Raw genomic sequence first — 21,713 nt, forward strand, 5'->3', positions numbered from 1 at the left:
CGGCAACAACAACGCCTACTGCCAGGACAACGAGACCGGCTGGGTGGACTGGAGCCTGCTGGACGACCCGGGCTGGCAGGCCCTGTTCGCGCTGACCTCCCGGCTGATCGCCCTGCGCCACCGGCACCCGGTGCTGCGCCGCCGGGCCTTCTTCTCCGGGCGCGCGCACTCCGCGGACGGGCTGCGCGACCTGGCCTGGTTCACCCCGCGGGGCGCGGAGATGACCGAGGGCGACTGGTACGCGCCCGCCGCCACGCTCGGCATGTACCTCTCCGGGCGGGACATCCCGGGCCGCGACGAGTACGGGGCGCAGATCCTCGACGACAGCTTCCTGGCCGTCCTGCACGCCGGGGGCGAACCGGTGGAGTTCGTGCTGCCGGGACCGCCGTGGGCCGAGCGGTACGAGGTGGTCGTCGACACCGGGCGGGAGGAGCAGGAGTCCGAACCGGGCGCGGGGCACCGGGCGGGGACCGCGATCACGGTGCCGGGGCGGACGGTGCTGCTGCTGCGGGTGCGCTGAAGCGGGCGGCCGCGCGGGGGCGGACCGCACGGCCGTCAGCCCAGGATGCCCCGGTCGTAGGCCGTCGCGACGGCCGCGGCGCGGTCCTTGACGCCCAGCTTGGCGTACAGGTGGGTGAGGTGGGTCTTCACCGTGGCCTCGCTGATGAACAGTTCGCGGGCGATCTCGCGGTTGGAGGTGCCCCGGGCGACCAGGGCGAGGACTTCGCGCTCCCGGGCGGAGAGCGGTTCGCCGCCGGCCGTGCGGGGGGCGCGGACCGCGGAGACCAGGCGGGAGGCCACCGCCGGGGAGAGGACCGTACGGCCGTCGGCCGCCGCCCGTACCGCCGTGACCAGCTCCTCGCGCGGCGCGTCCTTCAGCAGGTAGCCGGTCGCGCCCGCCTCGATGGCGGGGAGGGTGTCGGAGTCGGTGTCGTAGGTGGTCAGGACGAGCACCTTGGCGCGGGCGCCCCGGCGGGACAGTTCCCGGATGGCGTCCACTCCCCCGCCGCCCGGCATGCGCAGGTCCATGAGGATCACGTCCGGGTCCAGGGCGGCGGCCCGTTCCAGCGCCTGCACGCCGTTCGCCGCCTCGCCGAGGACGCGGAAGCCGGGCACGGACGCGAACATGCCGCGCAGGCCGTCCCGCACCACGGGGTGGTCGTCGACGATGAGCAGGGAGACGGTCGGCTCGTCGGGCGCGTCAGTCATGGCGGACCAACGGTACGCGAGCCGACACCGCCGTCCCCTGGCCGGGTTCGGACTCGACGTCGAGGGAGCCGGCGATGCGCTCGGCACGGGCGCGCATGCCGTCGAGGCCGAAGCCGCCGGTGGGGGTCCCCCCGCTCGAGCGGAGTCGAGAGTGGGGGAGGGCGCGGGCGGAGCGGACGCGCGGGTCGAAGCCGCGCCCGTCGTCGCGGATGTCGAGGGTGACCTCGTCGCCGATGTAGGAGAGGGTGACGCCGACCCGGCCGGCCCGCGCGTGCCGCGCGGTGTTGGACAGAGCCTCCTGGGCGATGCGCAGGAGGGTGGCCGCCACCTCGTCGTGCAGCGGCTCGACGGTTCCGGTGGTGGTGAACCGCGCCGGTGTGCCCGTGCGTTCCTCCCATTCCGCCACCGTCTTCTCCAGCGCCCTCGGCAGGCCGTCGTCGGCCAGGGCGGCCGGGGCGAGGTTGTGCACGGAGCGGCGGGCCTCGCCGAGGCTGTGGCGGGCCAGGGCGGTGGCCCGGTCCACGTGCTCACGCGCCAGGGCGGGGTCCGCGGTGTTCGCCACGGCCTGGAGCTGGGCGATGATGCCGGTCAGCCCCTGGGCGAGGGTGTCGTGGATCTCGGCGGCCAGCCGCCGGCGCTCGTCGGCGACCCCGGCCTCCCGTGCCTGGACCAGGAGTTGGGCGTGCAGCGCGGCGTTCTCGTCGAGGGCCTGCTGCAACGCCGTGTTGGTCCGCTCGAGTTCGGCGATGGTCTCCAGCCGGGCCCGGCCGCGGGCCTCCTCCAGGTCGGCGAAGTGGCTGAACAGGAGGACCAGCACGGTGTTGGCCGCGAGGAGTGCGCCGAAGAGCGCCCAGCCCAGCTCCCCGCTCGGCGGCAGCCCGCCCGACTGGGAGCCCGCCAGCGTCACGGCGGTGGCGAACAGGCCGGTCTTGCGCAGGCGGCGCGTCAGCAGGCGCTCGGTGCTGAAGTAGCCGATGACGGCGTAGAAGGCGAACAGCGGGTTCGCCCAGGTGAGGGCGAAGCCGATGGCCCAGCGCAGGGCGTAGTGCCGGGCGCCCGCCGCGGACGGCCCGGGACGGGCCCGCACCACCCTGTTCCACCGCAGCTCCAGGACGACGGCCGCGACGATCAGGACGCCGCAGGCCCGGCGTTCACCGGTGCTCATGCCGAGGGCGTCGGCGGCCGTCCAGGCGGTCAGGGTGCTCAGGGCCAGCAGTCCGTACGGGCCCCACCGGTCGAACACCGCCCACCGGTCGTCGAGCGCCGTCGTCTCCGTCACGGCGTCATTGTCGGCCACGTCCGCGCGTCCGTCCCCCATCCCCAGTCCCCATCCCCAGTGCTCATTCCCAGCGGAACCAGCGCGCGGCCGCCGCCGTGAGCAGCACCGTCCAGACCGCCAGTGTCCCGAGGTGGCTCCAGTCCGGCCAGTCGCCCGCCGCGGCCTCGTTCAGGGCCCGGGCGGCGGCGCCGAACGGGGTCCGGCCGACGACGTCGGCCAGCACGTCCGGCATGGCCTCGACCGGCAGCCACACGCCCGCGCAGAACATCGCGGGGAAGAGCGCGAGCGACCCGACCGCGGTGGCGATCTTCGTGGTGCGCGACAGGGCGGACAGCACGGCGCCCAGGGCCAGGGTGCCGAGCAGGGCGAGCAGCAGCGCGAGGAGGTAGCCGAACGGCTGCCCCGGCAGCTCCACGTCGAAGGCGAGCCGGCCGACCGCGAGGGCGACCAGGGCGGAGAGCAGCGCGGCGCCGCCGAACACCAGCATCTGCGCCGTGAGCAGGGCGGCGGGACGTACCGGTGTGGTGGACATCCGGCGCAGGATGCCGTTCTCCCGGTAACCGGTGAGGGTCTGGGGCATGCCCTGGAGCCCGCCGACGATCAGCCCGAGGAGGACGGCCACCGGCACATAGGCGTCGACCGGACGCAGGCCGCCGAGGGCGGGGTCGGGCTCGCGGAAGGACGGGATGGAACCCAGGATCACCAGCAGCAGGGTGGGGAAGAGCAGGATCCAGAAGATGCCGCCGGGTTCGCGCCGGAAGAGGCGGATCTCGGTCCTGAGTACGGTGCCGTCGAGGACGTCGGTGCTCATGCCGTGGTCTCCGTGAGGTCCAGGAAGGCGTCGTCCAGCGTGGCGTCGGTGACACGCAGCTGGTGGGCGGTGACGCGGGAGCGGGCAAGGAGGGTGAGGACGGCGTCGACCGTCTCGTCGGTGCCGGACAGCGTGACGCGGCCGTCCTTGTGCCGGACCGAGGCGAGCTCGGGCAACGCGTTGAGGTCGTGGTCGTCCAGCGGGGCGGACGGGGTGAAGCTGATGACGGTGGCCCCCGCGGAGCGGCGGATCAGCCCGGCCGGGGTGTCCAGCGCGGCGATCCGCCCCCGGTCGATCACCGCGATGCGGTCGCAGAGGCGCTGCGCCTCCTCCATGAAGTGGGTGACGAGGAGAACGGTGACGCCGCCCGCGCGGACGTCCTCGACGAGCTCCCAGGTGTCGCGCCGGGCACGCGGGTCGAGGCCGGTGGTGAGCTCGTCCAGCACCACGATCCGGGGGTCGCCGATCAGGGCGAGCGCGATGGACAGGCGCTGCTTCTGACCGCCGGACAGCTTGGCGAACCGGGTGGTCAGCTTCGGGGTGAGACCGAGCCGCTCGGCGAGCGGGCGCCAGTCGGCGGGGCGCGGGTAGAAGGAGGCGTACAGCTCCAGGGCCTCGCGGACGGTGAGTTTGGGCTGGAGCTCGCTCTGCTGGAGCTGGGCGCCGAGGACGCGGGTGACCTCCTTGTGGTCGGCGACGGGGTCGAGGCCGGTGACGCGGATCCGTCCCGCGTCGGGGACGCGCAGTCCCCCGACGCATTCGACGGTGGTGGTCTTGCCGGCCCCGTTGGGGCCGAGGATCCCGAAGATCTCGCCCTCCTCGACGGCGAAGGACACCCCGTCGACGACGGGCCGGCCGCCGTAGGACTTGCGCAGATCGGTGACTTCGATGACGGACATGGCGGCAAGTCTCGCGGCGGTCGGGGCGGACGCACATCGGCCGTCACGCTCGACGGCGCATCGACCGATCGGCTGATGGGGTGCTACGACCTCCGGGGGCCGGGAGGACGACCGGCCGGGGACTCCCGGTACCGGAACGGCCGTCCGCGCAGGTCGTAGGACCGGGGACCGAGCCGGGTCCGGCCGAAACCCGGTGGGCAGTGTCAGCCGCGTTCCGTAGTCTCACTGCTGATGGCCACGACACTCCTCCCTCCCGAAGCGTCTCCCGCAGCGCCCCCCGAGGCCCGCTCCACCGTGCGCACGCTGCTGCGACTGTGGCCGTACGTGCGGCCCGTGCGGGCGCGGCTGTTCACCGCCGCCTTCATCGCGATCCTCGCCTCCTGCATCGGGCTGGTCATCCCGCTCGTCCTGAAGTGGATGGTGGACGGGCCGATCGCCGACCGGGACCCGGCGGGCGTGTGGCTCGGCGCGCTGTACCTGCTGCTGCTCGGGCTGGCGGAGGCGCTGCTGTTCGGGTTCCGGCGCTGGCTGGTGGCCCGGCCGCTGTCGGGGGTCGAGGCGGCGATGCGAGCGGATCTCTACCGGCGCCTGCAGCGGCTGCCGATCGCCTTCCACGACCGTTGGCCCTCGGGACAGTTGCTGTCCCGGGGCACCACGGACCTGATGCTGCTGCGCATGTTCCTGGCCTTCCCGCTGACGTTCCTCCTGGTCAACGGGGTGACGATCCTCGTCGGTGTGATCATCATGCTGGTCCAGGACTGGGTGCTGGGGCTGGTGATCCTCGTCCCCGCCGTGCCGGTGATGGTCACCTGCGTGGTCTTCGAGAAGCGGTACTCCAGGGCGGCGCGGCTCGCTCAGGACCAGGTCGGCGATCTGACCACGGTCGTCGAGGAGAGCGTGCTCGGCATCCGCATCATCAAGGGGTTCGGCCGGCACCGCAGTCAGGCGCGGGCGTTCCGGGAGCTCTCGGGGAAGCTGCGCGGCACGGAGCTGCACAAGGCCCGGCTGCTGGCCGCGATCCTGGGCGTCATCGTGACGCTGCCGGAGCTGGCCATCGGGGCGGCGCTGGTGCTCGGGGCCGTGCGGGTGGCCGACGGGGACCTGTCCGCGGGCACGCTGGTGGCGTTCCTGTCGACGGCCCTGGCGCTGCGCTGGCCGGTGGACTCGATCGGGTTCCTGCTGGCGATGAGCCAGGAGGCGGCGACGGCGACCGAGCGGTACTTCGAGGTGATGGACGCGCCGGAGGAGGACCCGGGACCGGTGGCCGCGCGGGCCGCCGGGTCCGCGGCGCCCGACGGCGGCGACGGCGGCGACGGCGGGCTGCGGTTCCACGGCGTCACCTTCCGCTACCCCGACGCCCCCGCCGGCTCCCCGCCCGTCCTGGACCGCGTCGACCTGCACATCCGCCCCGGCGAGTCCCTGGCCCTGGTCGGCGCGACCGGCAGCGGCAAGACCACGCTGACCGCCCTGGTCCCGCGGCTGCACGAGGTGACCTCGGGACGGATCACCCTGGACGGCACCGACATCACCGCCCTGTCCCGCGAGGAGCTGCGCTCGCGGGTCGCCGTCGCCTTCGAGGAGCCGACGCTGTTCTCGGCCAGTGTCGGGGAGAACGTGCTGATGGGCGCCGGGGCGGCGGCCGGGAGGGACGAGCTGGAGCGGGCGCTCGACGTGGCACAGGCCGGCTTCGTGCACGCCCTGCCGCAGGGCGTGGACACCCAGGTCGGCGAGCAGGGGCTCAGCCTCTCCGGCGGGCAGCGGCAGCGTCTCGCGCTCGCCCGGGCCGTGGTCGGCCGGCCCGGCTTCCTGGTGCTGGACGACCCGCTGTCCGCGCTCGACGTGCACACGGAGGCCGCGGTCGAGGCCGCCCTGCGCCGGGTGCTCGCGGACACCACGGCCCTGATCGTGGCGCACCGCCCCTCCACGGTCCTGCTGGCCGACCGCGTCGCCCTGCTCTCCGGCGGCCGGATCACCGCCGTCGGCACCCACCACGAACTGCTGCGCACCCACCCCGAGTACGCCCACCTCATGTCCGGCGACCCGGTGGGAGAACAGAAGGAGCTCCGATGACGGCGGCCACCACCGCGCCCGCCCCGGACCGGGACGACGACCGGTCGCCCGAGGGGGCCGGCGACCCCTTCGACCGGGACGTCCTGCCCGCTCCCCCGGGCGCCACCGGCGCACTCCTGCGCTCCCTGCTCTCCCCCCTGCGCGGCCGGGTCGCCGTCACCGCGCTGTTGCTGCTGCTCCAGCAGGCGGCCGTGCAGGCGGGCCCGCTGCTGGTGGCGTACGCGATCGACCGCGCGGTGCCCGCGTTCCGGGCCGACGACCACGGGCCGCTGATCGCGGTGGCGGTGGGCTACCTGCTGTGCGCCGCGGCGGCCGGCGCGCTGCAGTACGCGTTCGTCACCGCCTCCGCCCGGGTCAGCCAGGACGTGCTGCTCGACCTGCGCGGCCGGATCTTCCGGCACGCGCAGGCGCTCAGCGTCGACTTCCACGAGCGCTACACCTCGGGCCGGCTCATCTCCCGCTCCACCACCGACGTCGAGTCGCTGCGCGAGCTGCTGGAGGAGGGCCTGCAGGAACTGGTGACGGTCGTCCTGTCCTGCGTCTACATCTCGGTGCTGCTGCTCTGGCTGGACCTGGGGCTCGGCGCGGTCGCGGTGGCCTCGTTCGTGCCGCTGTACGCGCTCGTGCGGTCCTACCAGCGGCGGGCGGGGCGGGTGTACCGCAAGCGGTCCACGGCCATCGCGGCGGTGATCGTGAAGTTCGTCGAGACGATGAACGGCATCCGGCCGGTGCGCGCCTTCCGCCGGGAGGCCGCCAACGACGCCGACTTCGCGGTGCTGAACCGGCGGCACGAGCGGACCAACGGCGACGCGCTGCTGGAGATGGCCCGCTACGTCGTCGGCTCGCGGGTGATCGCCAACACCACGGTGGCGCTGATCGTGCTGTGGGGCGCCTACCGGGTCGCGGACGAGTCGCTGGCCCTCGGTGTGCTGGCGGCGGCGGTGCTGTACCTGCGGCGGCTGTACGACCCGATCGACCGGCTCGGCATGTTCCTCAACTCCTACCAGTCGGCGGCGGCCTCGCTGGAGAAGATCGCCGGGCTGCTGGCGCAGACCCCGTCCGTGCCCGAGCCGGTCTCCCCCCGGGAGCTTCCCCGGCGGCGCTCGGAGCACCCCGGCCGCGAGGTCGTCTTCGACGGGGTGCGGTTCGCCTACCGCACCGGCGGCGAGGTGCTGCCCCGCTTCGACCTCACCCTCCCGGCCGGGCAGACCGTCGCGGTCGTCGGCTCCACCGGCGCGGGCAAGTCGACCCTGGCCAAGCTGCTCGCCCGCTTCTACGACCCCACCGAGGGCCGGGTGCTGCTGGACGGCGTGGACCTGCGCGACCTCGCGGGCCCCGACCTGCGGCGCGGGGTGGTCATGGTGACCCAGGAGGCGTTCCTGTTCTCCGGCACGGTCGCCGAGAACATCGCCATCGGGCGGCCGGACGCCACCCGCGAGGAGATCGAGCAGGCGGCGAAGGAGATCGGCGCGCACGACTTCATCGCCGCGCTGCCCGACGGCTACGACACCGACGTCCGCAAGCGCGGCGGCCGCATCTCGGCCGGGCAGCGCCAGTTGGTGGCCTTCGCGCGGGCGCTGCTCGCGGACCCGGCGGTGCTGATCCTGGACGAGGCGACCAGTTCGCTGGACATCCCCGGGGAGCGGGCGGTGCAGCGGGCGATGGCGACGGTGCTGAAGGGGCGCACGGCGGTGGTGATCGCCCACCGGCTGTCGACGGTGGAGATCGCGGACCGGGTGCTGGTGATGGAGCGCGGACGGGTCGTGGAGGACGGTCGCCCGGCCGAACTCATCGCCGGGACGGGCCGGTTCGCGGACCTGCACCGGGCCTGGCGGGACAGCCTGGCATAGGGCCGGACACCGGTCGAGGGGGGGGGCGGATGATCGACGCGTACGAGGACCCCGGCACGCCCGACTGCCGGAGCGGGGCGCGCTATCTGTGGTGGCTGGTCGGGCGGCAGCCGGGGCGCTGCGCGGCCGGGGCGGTGTACGGCAGTGTCTGGATGGTGCTGCTGTCGGCGACGCCGTACCTGATGTCCCGGGCCGTGGACGACGGGCTGGAACCGGGTGACACGGCCGCGCTGGCCGGCTGGAGTGGCCTGCTGTTCGCGGTGGGCGCGTTCAACGCCTGGCTGGGCATCATGCGGCACCGCACCATGACCCGGGTGCGGATGGACGCCAACTTCCGCACCGTGAAGGTGGTCGTCGGGCAGACGGTGCGGCTGGGCGCCTCGCTGGCGCGGAAGGCGGGGGCCGGGGAGGTCGTCACCATCGGCGTGGGCGACGTGCAGGTGATCGCGACGTCCCTGACGGTCGTCGGACCCGGGGTCGGCGCGGTCGTGGCCTATGCGGTGGTGGCCGGGCTGCTGCTGTCGGTGTCGCCGCTGCTGGCGGCGGTGGTGCTGCTCGGGGTGCCGGTGATCGCCCTGCTCGTCGGGCCGCTGGCGGGGCGGTTGCGGGGCCGGGAGACGGAGTACCGGGAGCGGCAGGGGGTGCTGACCGCGCGGATCGGCGACCTCGCGGGCGGACTGCGGGTGCTGAGCGGGCTCGGCGGCAAGGAACTGGTCGCCGACGCCTTCCGCCGGGACTCGCGGCGGCTGCGCGAACAGGGCCACCGGGTCGGGGCGGTGACCAGCTGGATACAGGCGCTCGGCGCGGGGCTGCCGGTGCTGTTCCTGGCGGGCGTGACCTGGATCGCGGCCCGGCTGGCCGCCCAGGGGCAGATCACCGTGGGCGAGCTGGTGTCGGTGTACGGCTATGTCGCCGTGCTGGCGTGGCCGGTGTCGTTCCTCATCGAGTGCGGTTACCAGCTGAGCCGGGGCGTGGTCGCCGCCCGGCGCGTGGCCGCGCTGCTGCGGCTGGAGCCGCCGGCCGACGGCGGCGGCGCCGACGCGCCCGCGGAGCCGTCGGTGCTGTACGACCCGGAGTCCGGGGTGCGGGTGCCGCCGGGCCGGCTGATCGCGCTGGCGGCCGCGCGGCCCGCCGAGGCGCGCGCCGTGGTCGACCGCCTCGGCCGGTACGCGCCGTCGGCGGCCACCTGGGGCGGGATCCGGCTGGACGAGGTCGCGCTCGCGCGGGTCCGGGAGCGGATCCTGGTCGCCGACCACGAGGCCGACCTGTTCGCCGGGCCGCTGCGGGAGGTGGTGGCCGGCCGTGGGGATCCCACGGACGAGGACGTCGCCCGGGCGTTGCGCGCGGCGGCCGCCGACGACATCGTGCAGGGGCTGCCCGACGGCCTGGAGTCGGTGGTGTCCGCCCAGGGCCGCAGTCTCTCCGGCGGTCAGCGGCAGCGCGTCCGGCTGGCCCGGGCCCTGCTGGCCGACCCGGAGGTCCTGCTGGCGGTGGAGCCCACCTCGGCGCTCGACGCGCACACCGAGGCCGTGGTCGCCGACCGGCTGCGTCGGGCGCGCCGGGGGCGTACGACGGTGCTGACGACCACCTCGCCGCTCGTGCTGGACCGTGCCGACCGGGTGCACTTCCTGGTCGACGGCAAGGTCGCCGCGACCGGCAGCCACCGCGGACTCCTCGCCACCGAGCCCGGCTACCGGGCGCTGGTGGCCCGGGACACCGACGAGGACGCCGACGACGACACCGCCCGGGAGGCCGTGGGATGAGCCGGGGACACCTGCCCGTCGCCGGGCCCGCCGACGTGCGCCGGGCGGCCGTGGAGCTGGTGCGGGCCGACGGGCGGGCCTTCGCGGCCGTCCTGGTCCTGAACGCGCTGGCCGCGGTGGCGGGACTGGCCGGGCCCTGGCTGCTGGGGCGGATCGTCGACGAGGTGCGCGGCGGGGGCGGGGTCGCCGCCGTGGACCGGCTGGCACCGGTCATCCTGCTGTGCGCCGTCGGTCAGTTGCTGCTGGCCCGCTGGGCCCGGTACGTGGGGCACCGCTTCGGGGAGCGCACCCTGGCGCGGGTGCGGGAGCGGTTCGTGGACCGGGTGCTGGCGCTGCCCTCCTCGGTGGTGGAGCGGGCGGGGACCGGTGACCTGACCGCCCGGGGGACGGCCGACGTGACCGCCGTCGGCACGACCCTGCGCGACGCCGGACCGGCGCTGCTGGTCAACGGGGTGCAGGCGCTGTTCGTGACGGCCGCGGTCTTCCTGGTGGACCCGCTGCTCGGCGCCCTCGGGGTGCTGGCGCTCACCCCGATCTGGCTCGTGCTGCGCTGGTACCTGCGCCGGGCGCGGGACGGCTACCTGGCCGAGGGCGCGGCCACCTCGGACGTGGCGGAGGTCGTCGCCGCGACGGCCTCGGGGGCGCGCACGGTGGAGGCGTTCCGGCTCGGTGAGCGGCGGGTCCGGGCGAGCCGGGACGCCCTGGAGACCGCCCGCCGCGCCCGGTTCCACACGTTGTTCCTGCGCACGGTGTTCTTCCCGGTGGTGGAGGTGTCATACCACCTTCCGGTGGCCGGGGTGCTGCTGATCGGCGGGCTGCTGCACCAGCGGGGAGCGGTGAGCCTGGGGGCGGTGGTGGCCGCCGCCCTGTACCTGCTCCAGTTGAGCGGCCCGTTGGACGAGGTCCTGATGCGGGTCGAGCAACTGCAGAGCAGCGGGGCCTCGTTCGCCCGGGTCGAGGGGCTGGCCCGGGCGCCGCGCGCCGCGGCCGGGGGCGACGGTCCGGATCCGGCCGGTGACCGCATCGACGTGACCGCCGCGCGCTACGCCTACGACGGGGGCGGTGAGGTGCTGCGCGGGGTCGACCTGACGGTGACGCCCGGGGAGCGGCTGGCCGTGGTGGGGCCGTCCGGCGCGGGCAAGACCACGCTGAGCCGGCTGCTGGCGGGCGTGGACGCGCCGACCTCGGGGACGGTGACCGTGGGCGGGGTGCCCGTGGTCGGGCTGGACCCGGAGCGGCTGCGCCGCCAGGTGGTGCTGGTCACCCAGGAGCACCATGTGTTCCTCGGGTCGGTCCGCGACAATCTGCGCATCGCCGAACCGGCCGCCGGGGACGGGGAGTTGTGGGCGGCGCTGGCCGCGGTCGGCGCCGACGGGTGGGTGCGGGAGCTGCCGGACGGCCTGGACACGGAGCTGGGCGAGGGGGCCGTGCCACCGACGGTTCACAGGCACAGCAACTGGCCCTGGCCCGTGTGGTGCTGGCGGATCCGCACACCCTGATCCTGGACGAGGCCACCGCCCTGCTCGACCCGACGACCGCCCGGCACACCGAGCGCGCGCTGGCCGCCGTGCTCGAAGGGCGCACCGTCATCGCCGTCGCGCACCGGCTGCACACCGCGCACGACGCGGACCGGGTGGCGGTGATGGAGAACGGCCTGCTGACCGAACTCGGCACGCACGAGGAACTGGTGGCGGCGGGCGGGGCGTACGCGGCGCTGTGGCGCTCCTGGCACGGGGACGGGACGGCCGCCCGGTGACCCACGCGCCCCCTCGGAAGGGCCCGCGCGGGGCTCCTCGAAGGGGCCGCCGCCGGGGCTCCGCATAACGAACCCGAACTCCCGGACAGCGAACGGTTTCCGGCCAAGTTTCTGACGCGCTCCTGACAGAAACCGCGATCCCCTGCGACTCTTCCCACGGCCGCTTCACAGCAACCCCACAGCGTCGGCCCACCGCCGTACCGCGGCCGGAGCTCCCGCACAGCCGCACGTGTCTCTGCGTACCGCCGAGTACTGCCCGGCCGGCCCACCCGTCGGCCGGTCTCCCCTGGCCGCGCGACCCGCGGCCGCGCAGAAGGAGTCAGCGTTGAGCAGCAGGTCCTCCCGCAGACGCACCTCCCCCACCACGCACCGCCGCGCCGCGGCCGTCGCCCTCGCCGGGGTGGCCGCCCTGGTCGCCACGGCGGTGCAGTCCGGCAGCGCCACCGCGGCACCCCCGAAGGCGCCGCCGGCCGCGGGCACGGCGCAGCCGGGCTCCGAGTCGGTCCGGCTCACCCCGGCCCAGCGCGCCGAGCTGATCCGCGAGGCGAACGCCGCCAAGGCGGACACCGCCGAGGACCTCGGCCTCGGGGCCAAGGAGAAGCTCGTCGTCCGTGACGTCCTCAAGGACCGCGACGGCACCGTGCACGTCCGCTACGAGCGCACCTACGACGGCCTGCCCGTCCTCGGCGGCGACCTGGTCGTCCAGGGCGAGCGGCCCGGCGGGACCGACTCCGTCGTCCGGGCCACCCGCACCGCGGTGAAGCCCGCGACCACCACCGCCGAGGTGCCGGCCGCCCGGGCCGAGCGGCAGGCGCTGGCCGCCGCGAAGGCCGAGGGCGCCGAGCGGTCCGACGTCGACCGCGCCCCGCGCGAGGTGATCTGGGCCGCCGACGGCAAGCCGGTCCTGGCCTACGAGACGGTCGTCGGCGGGCTCCAGCACGACGGCACCCCGCAGGAGCTGCACGTCGTCACGGACGCCACCACCGGCGAGAAGCTGTACGAGTGGGAGGCCGTCCGGACCGGGACCGGCCACACCGTCTACAGCGGCACCGTCGACCTGACCACGACCCAGTCCGGGTCGACGTACAACCTCACCGACGGGGCGCGCGGCAACCACCGGACGTACAACCTCAACCGCTCCACCTCGGGCACCGGCACGCTGTTCTCCGGCCCCGACGACGTGTGGGGCGACGGCAGCCCCTCCAACCCGGAGTCGGCCGGCGCCGACGCCCACTACGGGGCCGCGCTGACCTGGGACTACTACAAGAACGTGCACGGTCGCAACGGCATCCGCGGCGACGGGGTGGGCGCCTACTCCCGGGTCCACTACGGCAACAACTACGTCAACGCCTTCTGGTCCGACAGCTGCTTCTGCATGACCTACGGCGACGGCTCGGGCAACGTCAACCCGCTCACCTCGATCGACGTGGCCGCGCACGAGATGACCCACGGTCTGACGTCGAACACCGCCGGCCTGGTCTACAGCGGCGAGTCCGGCGGCCTCAACGAGGCGACCAGCGACATCTTCGGCTCGACGGTCGAGTTCTACGCGAACAACTCCTCCGACGTCGGTGACTACCTCATCGGCGAGGAGATCGACATCAACGGCAACGGCACCCCGCTGCGCCACATGGACAGGCCGAGCAAGGACGGCCGGTCCAAGGACGCCTGGTACTCCGGCATCGGCTCGATCGACGTGCACTACTCCTCGGGCCCCGCGAACCACTTCTTCTACCTGCTGAGCGAGGGCAGCGGCACCAAGACCGTCAACGGTGTCACCTACGACTCGCCCACCTCGGACGGCCTCCCGGTCACCGGCATCGGCCGCGCCAAGGCGGAGAAGATCTGGTTCCGCGCGCTGACCACCAAATTCACCTCCACCACCAACTACGCGGGCGCCCGCACCGGCACCCTGGCGGCGGCCGGCGAGCTGTACGGCGCGGACAGCGCCGAGTACCGGGCGGTGCAGGACGCCTGGGCGGGCGTCAACGTCGGCTCGCGCTCCGGTGACGGCGGCGGTGGCGGTACGTCCTTCGAGAACACCACCGACGTGGCCATCCCGGACAACGGCGCCGCGGTGACGTCCTCGATCACCGTGACCGGACGGACCGGCAACGCGCCCTCCAACCTCCAGGTCTCGGTGGACATCGTGCACACCTGGAGCGGTGACCTGGTCGTCGACCTGCTGGCCCCGGACGGCACGGCGTACCGCCTGAGGAACCGCACCGGCGGCTCGGCGGACAACATCAACGAGACCTACACGGTCAACGCCTCCTCCGAGACCGCCAACGGCACCTGGCGGCTGCGGGTGCAGGACCAGGCGTCCCGGGACACCGGCTACATCAACGGCTGGAAGCTCACCTTCCCGTAGGAAGGGCCGTGGTCGAAGCGCCGTCCCGGGAGGGTTCGCCCCCTCCCGGGACGGCGCTCCTTTTTGCCAAGCCCATACACCCCGCGGGTTGGGCCTTACCGAGGTCAAGCCGTTTCACCCGCGCGCACCATCCAGCCCGCCGACCACTTTCGGCCAACATCACTGGATCCTCCTGACATGTGCACGTCGCCAATGTCAGTCTTCCTTCGCTCATCGCACGACCGCACGACCAACCCGGCCGGTCTCCCGGCCGCCCGGGCACCCCCACTGGACACAAGGAGCTCGTGTGACTCCCCTCTACGCGCGTCACCGGCGCACCGCCCTGGCCATCGCCACCACCGTCGCGGCCGGAGCCCTGCTCACCACCGCTCTGACCACCGGTACCGCGGCCGCCGACTCCGCGCCCGCCGCCGAGCCGGCCCCGGCCGGCGCCCCGGTGCCGCTGTCCGCCGCCGCCCGCACCTCCCTCATCCAGGAGCAGCAGGCGTCGGCAGCCGGGACCGCCGACGACATGGGCCTCGGCGCCAAGGAGAAGCTGGTCGTCAAGGACGTCGTGAAGGACGCCGACGGCACGGTCCACACCCGGTACGAGCGCACCTACGACGGGCTGCCCGTGCTCGGCGGCGACCTGGTCGTGCACGAGTCGGCCTCCGGCGCCACCAGAGGCGTGACCAAGGCGGTCGAGGCGGCCGTCGAGGTGCCCTCCGTGACGCCGGGGATCACCGCGGGCAAGGCCGAGAAGCAGGCGCTCGCCGCCGCGAAGGCGGCCGGTTCGCAGCGGACCGAGGCGGACTCCGCGCCCCGCAAGGTGATCTGGGCCGCCGACGGCAAGCCGGTCCTGGCCTACGAGACCGTCGTCGGCGGCCTGCAGGACGACGGCACCCCGAACGAACTGCACGTGATCACCGACGCCGCCACCGGCGAGAAGCTGTACGAGTGGCAGGGCGTCCACACCGGCACCGGCAAGGGCCTGTACTCGGGCACGGTCACCCTGGGCACCTACAAGTCGGGGACGACGTACCAGCTGTACGACACCGTCCGCGGCGGCCACAAGACCTACAACCTGGCGCGCGGCACCTCCGGCACCGGCACCCTGTTCACCGACGCGGACGACGTGTGGGGCACGGGGGCGGCCTCCAGCTCCTCCAGCGACCAGACCGCGGCCGTGGACGCCGCCTACGGCGCCCAGACGACCTGGGACTTCTACAAGAACACCTTCGGCCGCAGCGGCATCAGGAACGACGGCAAGGCGGCCTACTCCCGGGTCCACTACGGCAACAACTACGTCAACGCCTTCTGGTCCGACAGCTGCTTCTGCATGACCTACGGCGACGGCTCGGGCAACACCCACCCGCTGACCTCGCTGGACGTGGCCGGCCACGAGATGACCCACGGCGTCACCTCCAACACCGCGGGCCTCAACTACAGCGGCGAGTCCGGCGGCCTCAACGAGGCCACCAGCGACATCTTCGGCACGGGCGCGGAGTTCTACGCGAACAACTCCTCCGACGCCGGCGACTACCTCATCGGCGAGAAGATCGACATCAACGGCGACGGCTCCCCGCTGCGCCACATGGACAGGCCGAGCAAGGACGGCGCCTCGAAGGACTACTGGTCCTCCGGTCTCGGCTCGATCGACGTGCACTACTCCTCGGGCCCGGCGAACCACTTCTTCTACCTGCTGGCCGAGGGCAGCGGCACCAAGACCGTCAACGGCGTGACCTACAACTCGCCGACGTACAACGGCTCCACCGTCACCGGCATCGGCCGCGCCAAGGCGCTGCAGATCTGGTACAAGGCGCTGACCACGTACTTCACGTCGACGACCAACTACAAGGCGGCCCGTACGGGCACCCTGAACGCGGCGTCGGCCCTGTACGGCTCCAGCAGCACCGAGTACAAGGCGGTCGCCGCGGCCTGGACCGCGGTCAACGTCAACTGACCGGACACCCACGGACACCGACGGACACCCACGGACACCGGGCGGCACCCTGGAGGAGAACGCTCCGGGTGCCGCCCTACCCTTGGGTTCCATGTCTTCGGCGGACTTCACCTACGACCACGTCGGCGCGACCCGTGAGCGGGGCTTCTGCCCACCGGGCTTCCGTCCGACGCACGCGCGCACCCGCCTCGGCGAGGGTGAGGAGGTCTTCCGGCAGGCGGCGGAGGCGGTCCTCACCTGGGAAATGCACCGGGAGCTGGGGGTCGGGGTCGACACCACCGCCGACCGCGCCGCCCCCGGGGTCGACGTCACCATCACCCTCGCCGGGATCGTCAGGGCGCCCTGCCGGGTGGTCTGGACGGTGGAGGAGACCCGCAGGGCGGGCTGGGCGTACGGCACGCTGGCCGGGCACCCCGAGTGCGGCGAGGAGTCCTTCGTCGTGGACCGCACGGGCGACGGGACGGTGTGGCTGACCGTCGAGGCGTTCAGCAGGCCCGCCCGCTGGTACGCCCGGGCGGGCGGCCCGGCGACGCGGGGGCTGCAGCACGCCTACGCCCGCCGCTGCGGAACGGTCCTGCGCCGCCTGGCCACGAGGGGCCTCGAGGAGCACTGAGGCCCCCCAATCCGCCGGGCTCCCCGCCCCGCCGGACGTCTCACCGCATCAGCAGCCCCGCCGCCTCCGCCAGGTCCTCCGACGGCACCGCGACCAGGCCCAGTTCCGCGCCGGACGCCAGCAGCCGGTGACCGGGCAGGATGCGGACCGTGTAGCCGAAGGGCCCCGTGCGGTCGAGCGAGAGCGGGCCCTCGTACACCCAGCGGCCCTCCTGGTCGGGGGCGCCCGCCGGTTTCAGCGGCACGGCGGTCGCGTCGGTGATGCGGTCCTCCTCGTCCACCCGCCCGGAGACCGCCTGCACCTCGACGTCGTCCGGGCCGAGGGCGCCGAGGCCCACGCGGACCCGCAGCGCGAGGGTGGTGCCGAGTTCCGCGGTGGCCGCCGTCGCGGACGTCTCGACGTGGTCGACGCTCACCCCGTGCCAGGCGCCGCGCACCCGGGCCTTCCACTCGGCCAGCTCGCGCGCCGCGTCCGGGTCCATCGCGCGGTGCGCGTGGGCGGCGGGCGCGTACAGGCGCTCGACGTACTCGCGGACCATGCGGCCGGCCAGCACCTTCGGGCCGAGCAGGCTCAGCGTCCGGCGCACCATCTCGATCCAGCGGTCCGGCAGCCCGTCCGGCCCGCGCTCGTAGAAGCGCGGCGTCACCCGCTGTTCCAGCAGGTCGTACAGGGCGGCGGCCTCTATCGCGTCGCGCCGCTCCGGATCGTCCCCCATCGCCGGGAGCGAGGGGGCGCCCCCGTCCGTCCCGTCGGCCGTCGGGATCGCCCAGCCGAAGTCGGGCTGGAACCACTCGTCCCACCAGCCGTCCAGCACGGACAGGTTGAGGCAGCCGTTGAGCGCGGCCTTCATCCCGCTGGTGCCGCACGCCTCCAGCGGCCTGAGCGGGTTGTTCAGCCAGATGTCGCAGCCGGGGTAGAGCTTCTGCGCCATCGCCATGCCGTAGTCGGGCAGGAACACGATCCGGTGCCGTACGCGCGGGTCGTCGGCGAACCGGACCAGCTCCTGGATGAGCCGCTTGCCGCCGTCGTCCGCCGGGTGCGCCTTGCCCGCGACCACGATCTGCACCGGCCGCTCGGGGTGCAGCAGCAGGTCCATCAGCCGGTCCCGGTCGCGCAGCATCAGCGTGAGCCGTTTGTACGACGGGACGCGCCGCGCGAAGCCGATGGTCAGCACGTCCGGGTCGAGCACCCGGTCGATCCAGCCCAGCTCGGCCGCCACGGCGCCGCGCTGGCGCCAGGAGGCGCGCAGCCGCTCGCGCACCTCCATCACCAGCAGTTCGCGCAGGGACCGGCGCAGTTGCCAGATGTCCTGGTCGGGGATGTCCGCGACCGAGTCCCAGCGGTCCGAGTCGCCGACGCTCAGGGCCTCCTCGGTGCGCTGGGCGCCGATCCGCCGGGCGCCGAGCCGGAACACCTCGGGGGCGACCCAGGTGGGCGCGTGGACGCCGTTGGTCACGGAGGTGATGGGCACCTCGTCGGGGTCGAACCCCGGCCAGAGTCCGGAGAACATCGCGCGGCTGACGTTGCCGTGCAGCAGGGAGACGCCGTTGGCGCGCTGGGCGAGGCGCAGGCCCATCACGGCCATGTTGAACAGGTTGGGCTCGCCGCCGGGGTAGGTCTCCATGCCGAGCCGGAGGATGCGGTCGACCTCCATGTTCGGCAGTTCGGCGTGCGGGCCGAAGTGGCGGGCGACCAGCTCGCGGTCGAAGCGGTCGATGCCTGCCGGGACGGGGGTGTGGGTGGTGAACACGGTCCCCGCCCGGACCGCCTCCAGCGCCGAGTCGAAGTCCATGCCGACGGACCGCAGTTCGGCGATGCGCTCCAGTCCGAGGAAGCCGGCGTGGCCCTCGTTGGTGTGGAAGACCTCGGGTTCGGCGTGTCCGGTCAGCCTGCAGTACGTGCGCACCGCCCGGACCCCTCCTATGCCGAGCAGCATCTCCTGGAGCAGCCGGTGCTCGCTGCCGCCGCCGTAGAGCCGGTCGGTGACGCCGCGTTCGCCGAGGTCGTTCTCCTCGACGTCGGAGTCCAGCAGGAGCAGCGGGACCCTGCCGACCTGGGCGATCCAGATGCGGGCGCGCAGCGAGCGGCCGCCGGGCAGGGCGAGGGTGACCCGGGCGGCGGTGCCGTCGGCCTCCCTGAGCTGGTCCAGGGGCAGCTCGTTGGGGTCGAGGACGGGGTAGTGCTCCTGCTGCCAGCCGTCCCGGGACAGGGACTGGCGGAAGTAGCCGTGCCGGTAGAGCAGGCCGACACCGATCAGGGGGACGCCGAGGTCGCTGGCGGCCTTGAGGTGGTCGCCGGCCAGGATGCCGAGGCCGCCGGAGTACTGCGGCAGGGCTGCCGTGATGCCGAACTCCGGGGAGAAGTAGGCGACGGCGGCGGGCAGCCGGTCGGTCTGGGCCTGGTACCAGCGGTCACCGGTCATGTAGGCGTGCAGATCGTCCGCGACCGTCCCGAGGCGGTCCAGGAAGTCGCGGTCCCCGGCCAGCTCGGTCAGGCGCGCGGGCGCCACGCGGCCCAGCAGCCGCACCGGGTCGCAGCCCGAGGCGGCCCAGTGCTCGGGATCGACGGAACGGAACAGGTCACGGGTTCCGGCGTGCCAGGACCAGCGCAGATTGCGGGCCAGGTCGCCGAGCGGCCGGAGGGGGTCGGGGAGGACGGGTCGGACGGTGAATCGACGGATCGCCTTCACATTCCACCTCGCGCGGTCGTGAAAGACGCGGTGTGCGTCCGGGCATCGTTGCCGACAGTACCGGCGCGGGTACGGTCCGCGTGGGAAGCCGGCGGACTCCGGTTCCGCCGTACGCCTACCCAAACGATTCGCCTCATAGCGGATATGGCCGATTCCGCCCCCGTGGGCGCTCTTGTGGCGCTTCACCCCGCACGAGAGGCTGCCACTCCGGCGTGCCGTCCCGCACCGGGCGCACCCGGCGGTCCGCGGCGCCGCACGCCGAGTCGGGGAGGGGAGCTCGGACCATGGCACGGACGCGAGCACGGCGTCTGCGCCGGGCGGGGGTCATGACGGCGGTGCTCAGCGCCGCGGCGGTCTCGGCCGCCACCCTGCCCGCGCACGCCGCGCCCCCGCAGGGGCGGATACACGGCGCCGGAGCACCCGGTTCCGTGACCGGCGGTTACCTCGTGACGCTGGCGGAGGGGACATCGGCGCGCTCGGCGGCGGGGAGGGAGCTCGTCGAGCGGTACGGGGTGAGAATCAGCCATACCTACGGCACGGTGCTGAACGGCTACGCCGTGCGCGCCGACGCGGGGCAGGCCGGCCGTCTGGCCGCCGACCCCCGGGTCGCCTCGGTCGTCCAGGACACCCGGGTCACGTCGGAGCACACCCGGCGCGATCCGCCCTCCTGGGGGCTGGACCGGATCGACCAGCCGCACCGGCCGCTGGACCGGCGGTACACCGGGCCGGGGTCGGCGGGCTCCGGGGTGACGGTCTACGTGATCGACACCGGCGTCCGGATCTCCCACGAGGACTTCGCCGGACGGGCCCGCCACGGCTGGGACTTCGTCCGGAACGACCGGACCGCACAGGACGGCAACGGCCACGGCACCCATGTCGCCGCCCTCGTCGCGGGCACCTCGTACGGCGTCGCCGAGAAGGCGCGGATCGTCTCCGTCCGCGTCCTGGACGACACCGGCTCGGGCACCACCGCCCAGGTGATCGCGGGCATCGACTGGGTGACCCGGAACGCGAGGAGGCCGGCGGTCGCCAACCTCAGCCTCAGCGGGTTCCACAACGCCCGGCTGAACGCCGCCGTCCGCGCCTCCGTCGCGTCCGGCGTCACCTATACGGTCGCCGCGGGCAACGGGGGGAAGCCGGCCGCGCTGTACTCGCCGGCGGGCGTGCGGCAGGCGATCACGGTGGGCGCGACCGACCGGCAGGACAAGAAACCGGCCTTCTCCAACCACGGATCGGCCCTCGATCTGTTCGCTCCGGGGGTGTCGGTCGCCTCGGCCTCCGCCGCGAGCGATTCCGGGCGGGCCACCCGCTCGGGGACGTCGGCGGCGTCCCCGCACGCGGCGGGCGCGGCGGCCCTGTACCTCGCCGAGCACCCGCGGGCGACTCCGGCACAGGTGGAGAAAGCCCTGGTCAAGGAGGCGGTGAACGGGAAGGTGACCGACCGCGGGCTCGGTTCGCCGAACCGGCTGCTCCAGGTGCCGCGCCCGTAGCGGCGCCCGCGCACACCCCGCGGCGCGCGGGGTGCCGGGAAGGCGCCGGCGGACGTGGGAGCGGGCCCACGAGGACCGTCCGCGCCCTGTCCGGACGGGGCCGGTCCCGCATGTCGACATACGCGTGAGTAGTTAACAACGTGCCGGATTGCCCACCCGAATAGGGTGGGAAGGCTCCTGCGGGTACACCCCACAGGAACACCACGCAGGACCCACCTCCCCACAGTCATCCGCCCACCCACGTTGACGCGGACAGGAGCGGTCATGCCCGCCAAGCACCACTCGTCATCCCCCCCGACGCCCGGCGCCCGGACGCCTTCGAAGCGCGGCGCCAGAACCTCTCCGCCCCACCCGGCCGACGCCGGCCCCGCGTCGGCCCCCGGGCCGACCTCCACGAACCCGGGAACGACCCCCACGAACCCGGGAACGGCCCCCACGAACCCGGGAGCGGCCCCCGCGACCACGGTGGGGCGCATCCCCGTCCTCGACGTCCGGCCGATGGTCCGGCAGGGGCGCCGGCCGGCGAAGGCCGTCGTGGGCGAGACGTTCGAGGTCACGGCCACCGTGTTCCGCGAGGGACACGACGCGGTGGCCGCCAACGTGGTCCTGAGGGACCCCGAGGGGCGCCCGGGGCCGTTCACGCCGATGCGGGAGCTGGCTCCGGGCACGGACCGGTGGGGGGCGGAGGTCACCGCCGGTGCGCCCGGGCTGTGGACGTACACCGTGGAGGCCTGGGGCGATCCGATCACCACCTGGCGGCACCACGCGCAGATCAAGATCCCCGCCGGCATGGACACGGAGGTGGTCCTGGAGGAGGGCGCCCGGCTGTACGAGCGGGCGGCGGCCGGGGTGCCCGAGCCGGACGCGAGGGACCTCCTCCTCGCCACCGTGGACGCCCTGCGCGACGAGGGCCGCCCGGCCGCGTCCCGGTTGGCGGCGGCGTTGACGCTGCCGGTGGGGGCGGTGCTGGC

13 protein-coding genes and 2 pseudogenes are annotated in these 21,713 nt (G+C 74.1%); 10 read left to right on the forward strand and 5 right to left on the reverse strand.

The genetic code is table 11. The annotated features are described in order from the left end of the window. Positions 1-520 (forward strand): annotated as a pseudogene (locus tag B7L92_RS09185) (glycogen debranching protein GlgX); the annotation flags it as partial. A 35-nt stretch (positions 521-555) separates the two neighbouring features. Here the strand turns inward: B7L92_RS09185 and B7L92_RS09190 are convergent. Genes B7L92_RS09190 through B7L92_RS09205 form a run of 4 tightly spaced genes read right to left on the reverse strand, consistent with a single transcriptional unit; the run spans position 556 to position 4,198 of the window. Further along, positions 556-1,209 carry a response regulator gene (locus tag B7L92_RS09190; protein WP_081236945.1) on the reverse strand — a complete coding sequence of 218 codons (654 nt, stop codon included), beginning with the start codon at positions 1,207-1,209 and terminating at the stop codon, positions 556-558. Next, complete coding sequence (locus B7L92_RS09195) at positions 1,202-2,527, reverse strand: sensor histidine kinase (protein ID WP_107501419.1); 1,326 nt, start codon at positions 2,525-2,527, stop codon at positions 1,202-1,204. Before B7L92_RS09195 ends, B7L92_RS09190 begins: the two co-directional genes overlap by 8 nt. Positions 2,528-2,549: 22 nt before the next feature. Further along, complete coding sequence (locus B7L92_RS09200) at positions 2,550-3,299, reverse strand: ABC transporter permease (protein ID WP_081236946.1); 750 nt, start codon at positions 3,297-3,299, stop codon at positions 2,550-2,552. After that, positions 3,296-4,198 (reverse strand): ABC transporter ATP-binding protein, encoded by a 903-nt coding sequence (locus B7L92_RS09205; protein WP_081236947.1) that lies wholly within the window; start codon positions 4,196-4,198, stop codon positions 3,296-3,298. The genes B7L92_RS09200 and B7L92_RS09205 overlap by 4 nt, the downstream gene beginning before the upstream one ends. Before the next feature lie 231 nt (positions 4,199-4,429). Between B7L92_RS09205 and B7L92_RS09210 the strand changes: the two genes are divergently transcribed. The 7 genes and pseudogenes from B7L92_RS09210 (at position 4,430) to B7L92_RS09240 (ending at position 16,563) form a co-directional block, all read left to right on the forward strand. Then, complete coding sequence (locus tag B7L92_RS09210; RefSeq protein WP_174703944.1) at positions 4,430-6,268, forward strand: ABC transporter ATP-binding protein; 1,839 nt, start codon at positions 4,430-4,432, stop codon at positions 6,266-6,268. Continuing rightward, positions 6,265-8,118: an ABC transporter ATP-binding protein gene (locus B7L92_RS09215; RefSeq protein ID WP_081236949.1), complete on the forward strand. Its 1,854-nt coding sequence runs from the start codon at positions 6,265-6,267 to the stop codon at positions 8,116-8,118. The genes B7L92_RS09210 and B7L92_RS09215 overlap by 4 nt, the downstream gene beginning before the upstream one ends. 29 nt (positions 8,119-8,147) lie before the next feature. After that, positions 8,148-9,881 carry an ABC transporter transmembrane domain-containing protein gene (locus tag B7L92_RS09220; RefSeq protein ID WP_081236950.1) on the forward strand — a complete coding sequence of 578 codons (1,734 nt, stop codon included), beginning with the start codon at positions 8,148-8,150 and terminating at the stop codon, positions 9,879-9,881. Further along, positions 9,878-11,637, forward strand: a pseudogene (locus B7L92_RS09225) (ABC transporter ATP-binding protein). The gene B7L92_RS09220 and the pseudogene B7L92_RS09225 overlap by 4 nt, the downstream one beginning before the upstream one ends. A gap of 325 nt (positions 11,638-11,962) precedes the next feature. Next, positions 11,963-14,008: a M4 family metallopeptidase gene (locus B7L92_RS09230; RefSeq protein WP_081236951.1), complete on the forward strand. Its 2,046-nt coding sequence runs from the start codon at positions 11,963-11,965 to the stop codon at positions 14,006-14,008. A 286-nt stretch (positions 14,009-14,294) separates the two neighbouring features. Next, positions 14,295-15,950: a M4 family metallopeptidase gene (locus B7L92_RS09235; RefSeq protein ID WP_081236952.1), complete on the forward strand. Its 1,656-nt coding sequence runs from the start codon at positions 14,295-14,297 to the stop codon at positions 15,948-15,950. 91 nt (positions 15,951-16,041) lie between these two features. Continuing rightward, positions 16,042-16,563, forward strand: coding sequence for a DUF1990 domain-containing protein (locus B7L92_RS09240; RefSeq protein WP_081236953.1), 522 nt, complete (start codon positions 16,042-16,044; stop codon positions 16,561-16,563). A gap of 40 nt (positions 16,564-16,603) precedes the next feature. Here B7L92_RS09240 and B7L92_RS09245 read toward each other — a convergent pair whose 3' ends face one another. Further along, positions 16,604-19,252: a glycosyltransferase family 1 protein gene (locus B7L92_RS09245; protein ID WP_081236954.1), complete on the reverse strand. Its 2,649-nt coding sequence runs from the start codon at positions 19,250-19,252 to the stop codon at positions 16,604-16,606. A 284-nt stretch (positions 19,253-19,536) separates the two neighbouring features. Here B7L92_RS09245 and B7L92_RS09250 point away from each other — a divergent pair, with 284 nt between their 5' ends. Continuing rightward, entirely contained in the window at positions 19,537-20,742 is a 1,206-nt protein-coding gene (locus B7L92_RS09250) for a S8 family peptidase (RefSeq protein ID WP_081236955.1), read from the forward strand. A 264-nt stretch (positions 20,743-21,006) separates the two neighbouring features. Then, positions 21,007-21,713, forward strand: a 707-nt coding sequence (locus B7L92_RS09255) for a maltotransferase domain-containing protein (RefSeq protein ID WP_143626271.1), incomplete at its 3' end; no start/stop codon positions are given.

It is taken from the genome of Streptomyces viridosporus (genome assembly GCF_002078235.1).
GTDB classification, from domain to species: Bacteria; Actinomycetota; Actinomycetes; order Streptomycetales; family Streptomycetaceae; genus Streptomyces; species Streptomyces viridosporus.

Excerpts from the sequence above, each read along its gene's own strand:
- B7L92_RS09190 (WP_081236945.1), bottom strand. The coding sequence starts at position 1,209 with ATGACTGACGCGCCCGACGAGCCGACCGTCTCCCTGCTCATCGTCGAC.
- B7L92_RS09195 (WP_107501419.1), bottom strand. The coding sequence starts at position 2,527 with ATGGGGGACGGACGCGCGGACGTGGCCGACAATGACGCCGTGACGGAG.
- B7L92_RS09200 (WP_081236946.1), bottom strand. The coding sequence starts at position 3,299 with ATGAGCACCGACGTCCTCGACGGCACCGTACTCAGGACCGAGATCCGC.
- B7L92_RS09205 (WP_081236947.1), bottom strand. The coding sequence starts at position 4,198 with ATGTCCGTCATCGAAGTCACCGATCTGCGCAAGTCCTACGGCGGCCGG.
- B7L92_RS09210 (WP_174703944.1), top strand. The coding sequence starts at position 4,430 with ATGGCCACGACACTCCTCCCTCCCGAAGCGTCTCCCGCAGCGCCCCCC.
- B7L92_RS09215 (WP_081236949.1), top strand. The coding sequence starts at position 6,265 with ATGACGGCGGCCACCACCGCGCCCGCCCCGGACCGGGACGACGACCGG.
- B7L92_RS09220 (WP_081236950.1), top strand. The coding sequence starts at position 8,148 with ATGATCGACGCGTACGAGGACCCCGGCACGCCCGACTGCCGGAGCGGG.
- B7L92_RS09240 (WP_081236953.1), top strand. The coding sequence starts at position 16,042 with ATGTCTTCGGCGGACTTCACCTACGACCACGTCGGCGCGACCCGTGAG.
- B7L92_RS09250 (WP_081236955.1), top strand. The coding sequence starts at position 19,537 with ATGGCACGGACGCGAGCACGGCGTCTGCGCCGGGCGGGGGTCATGACG.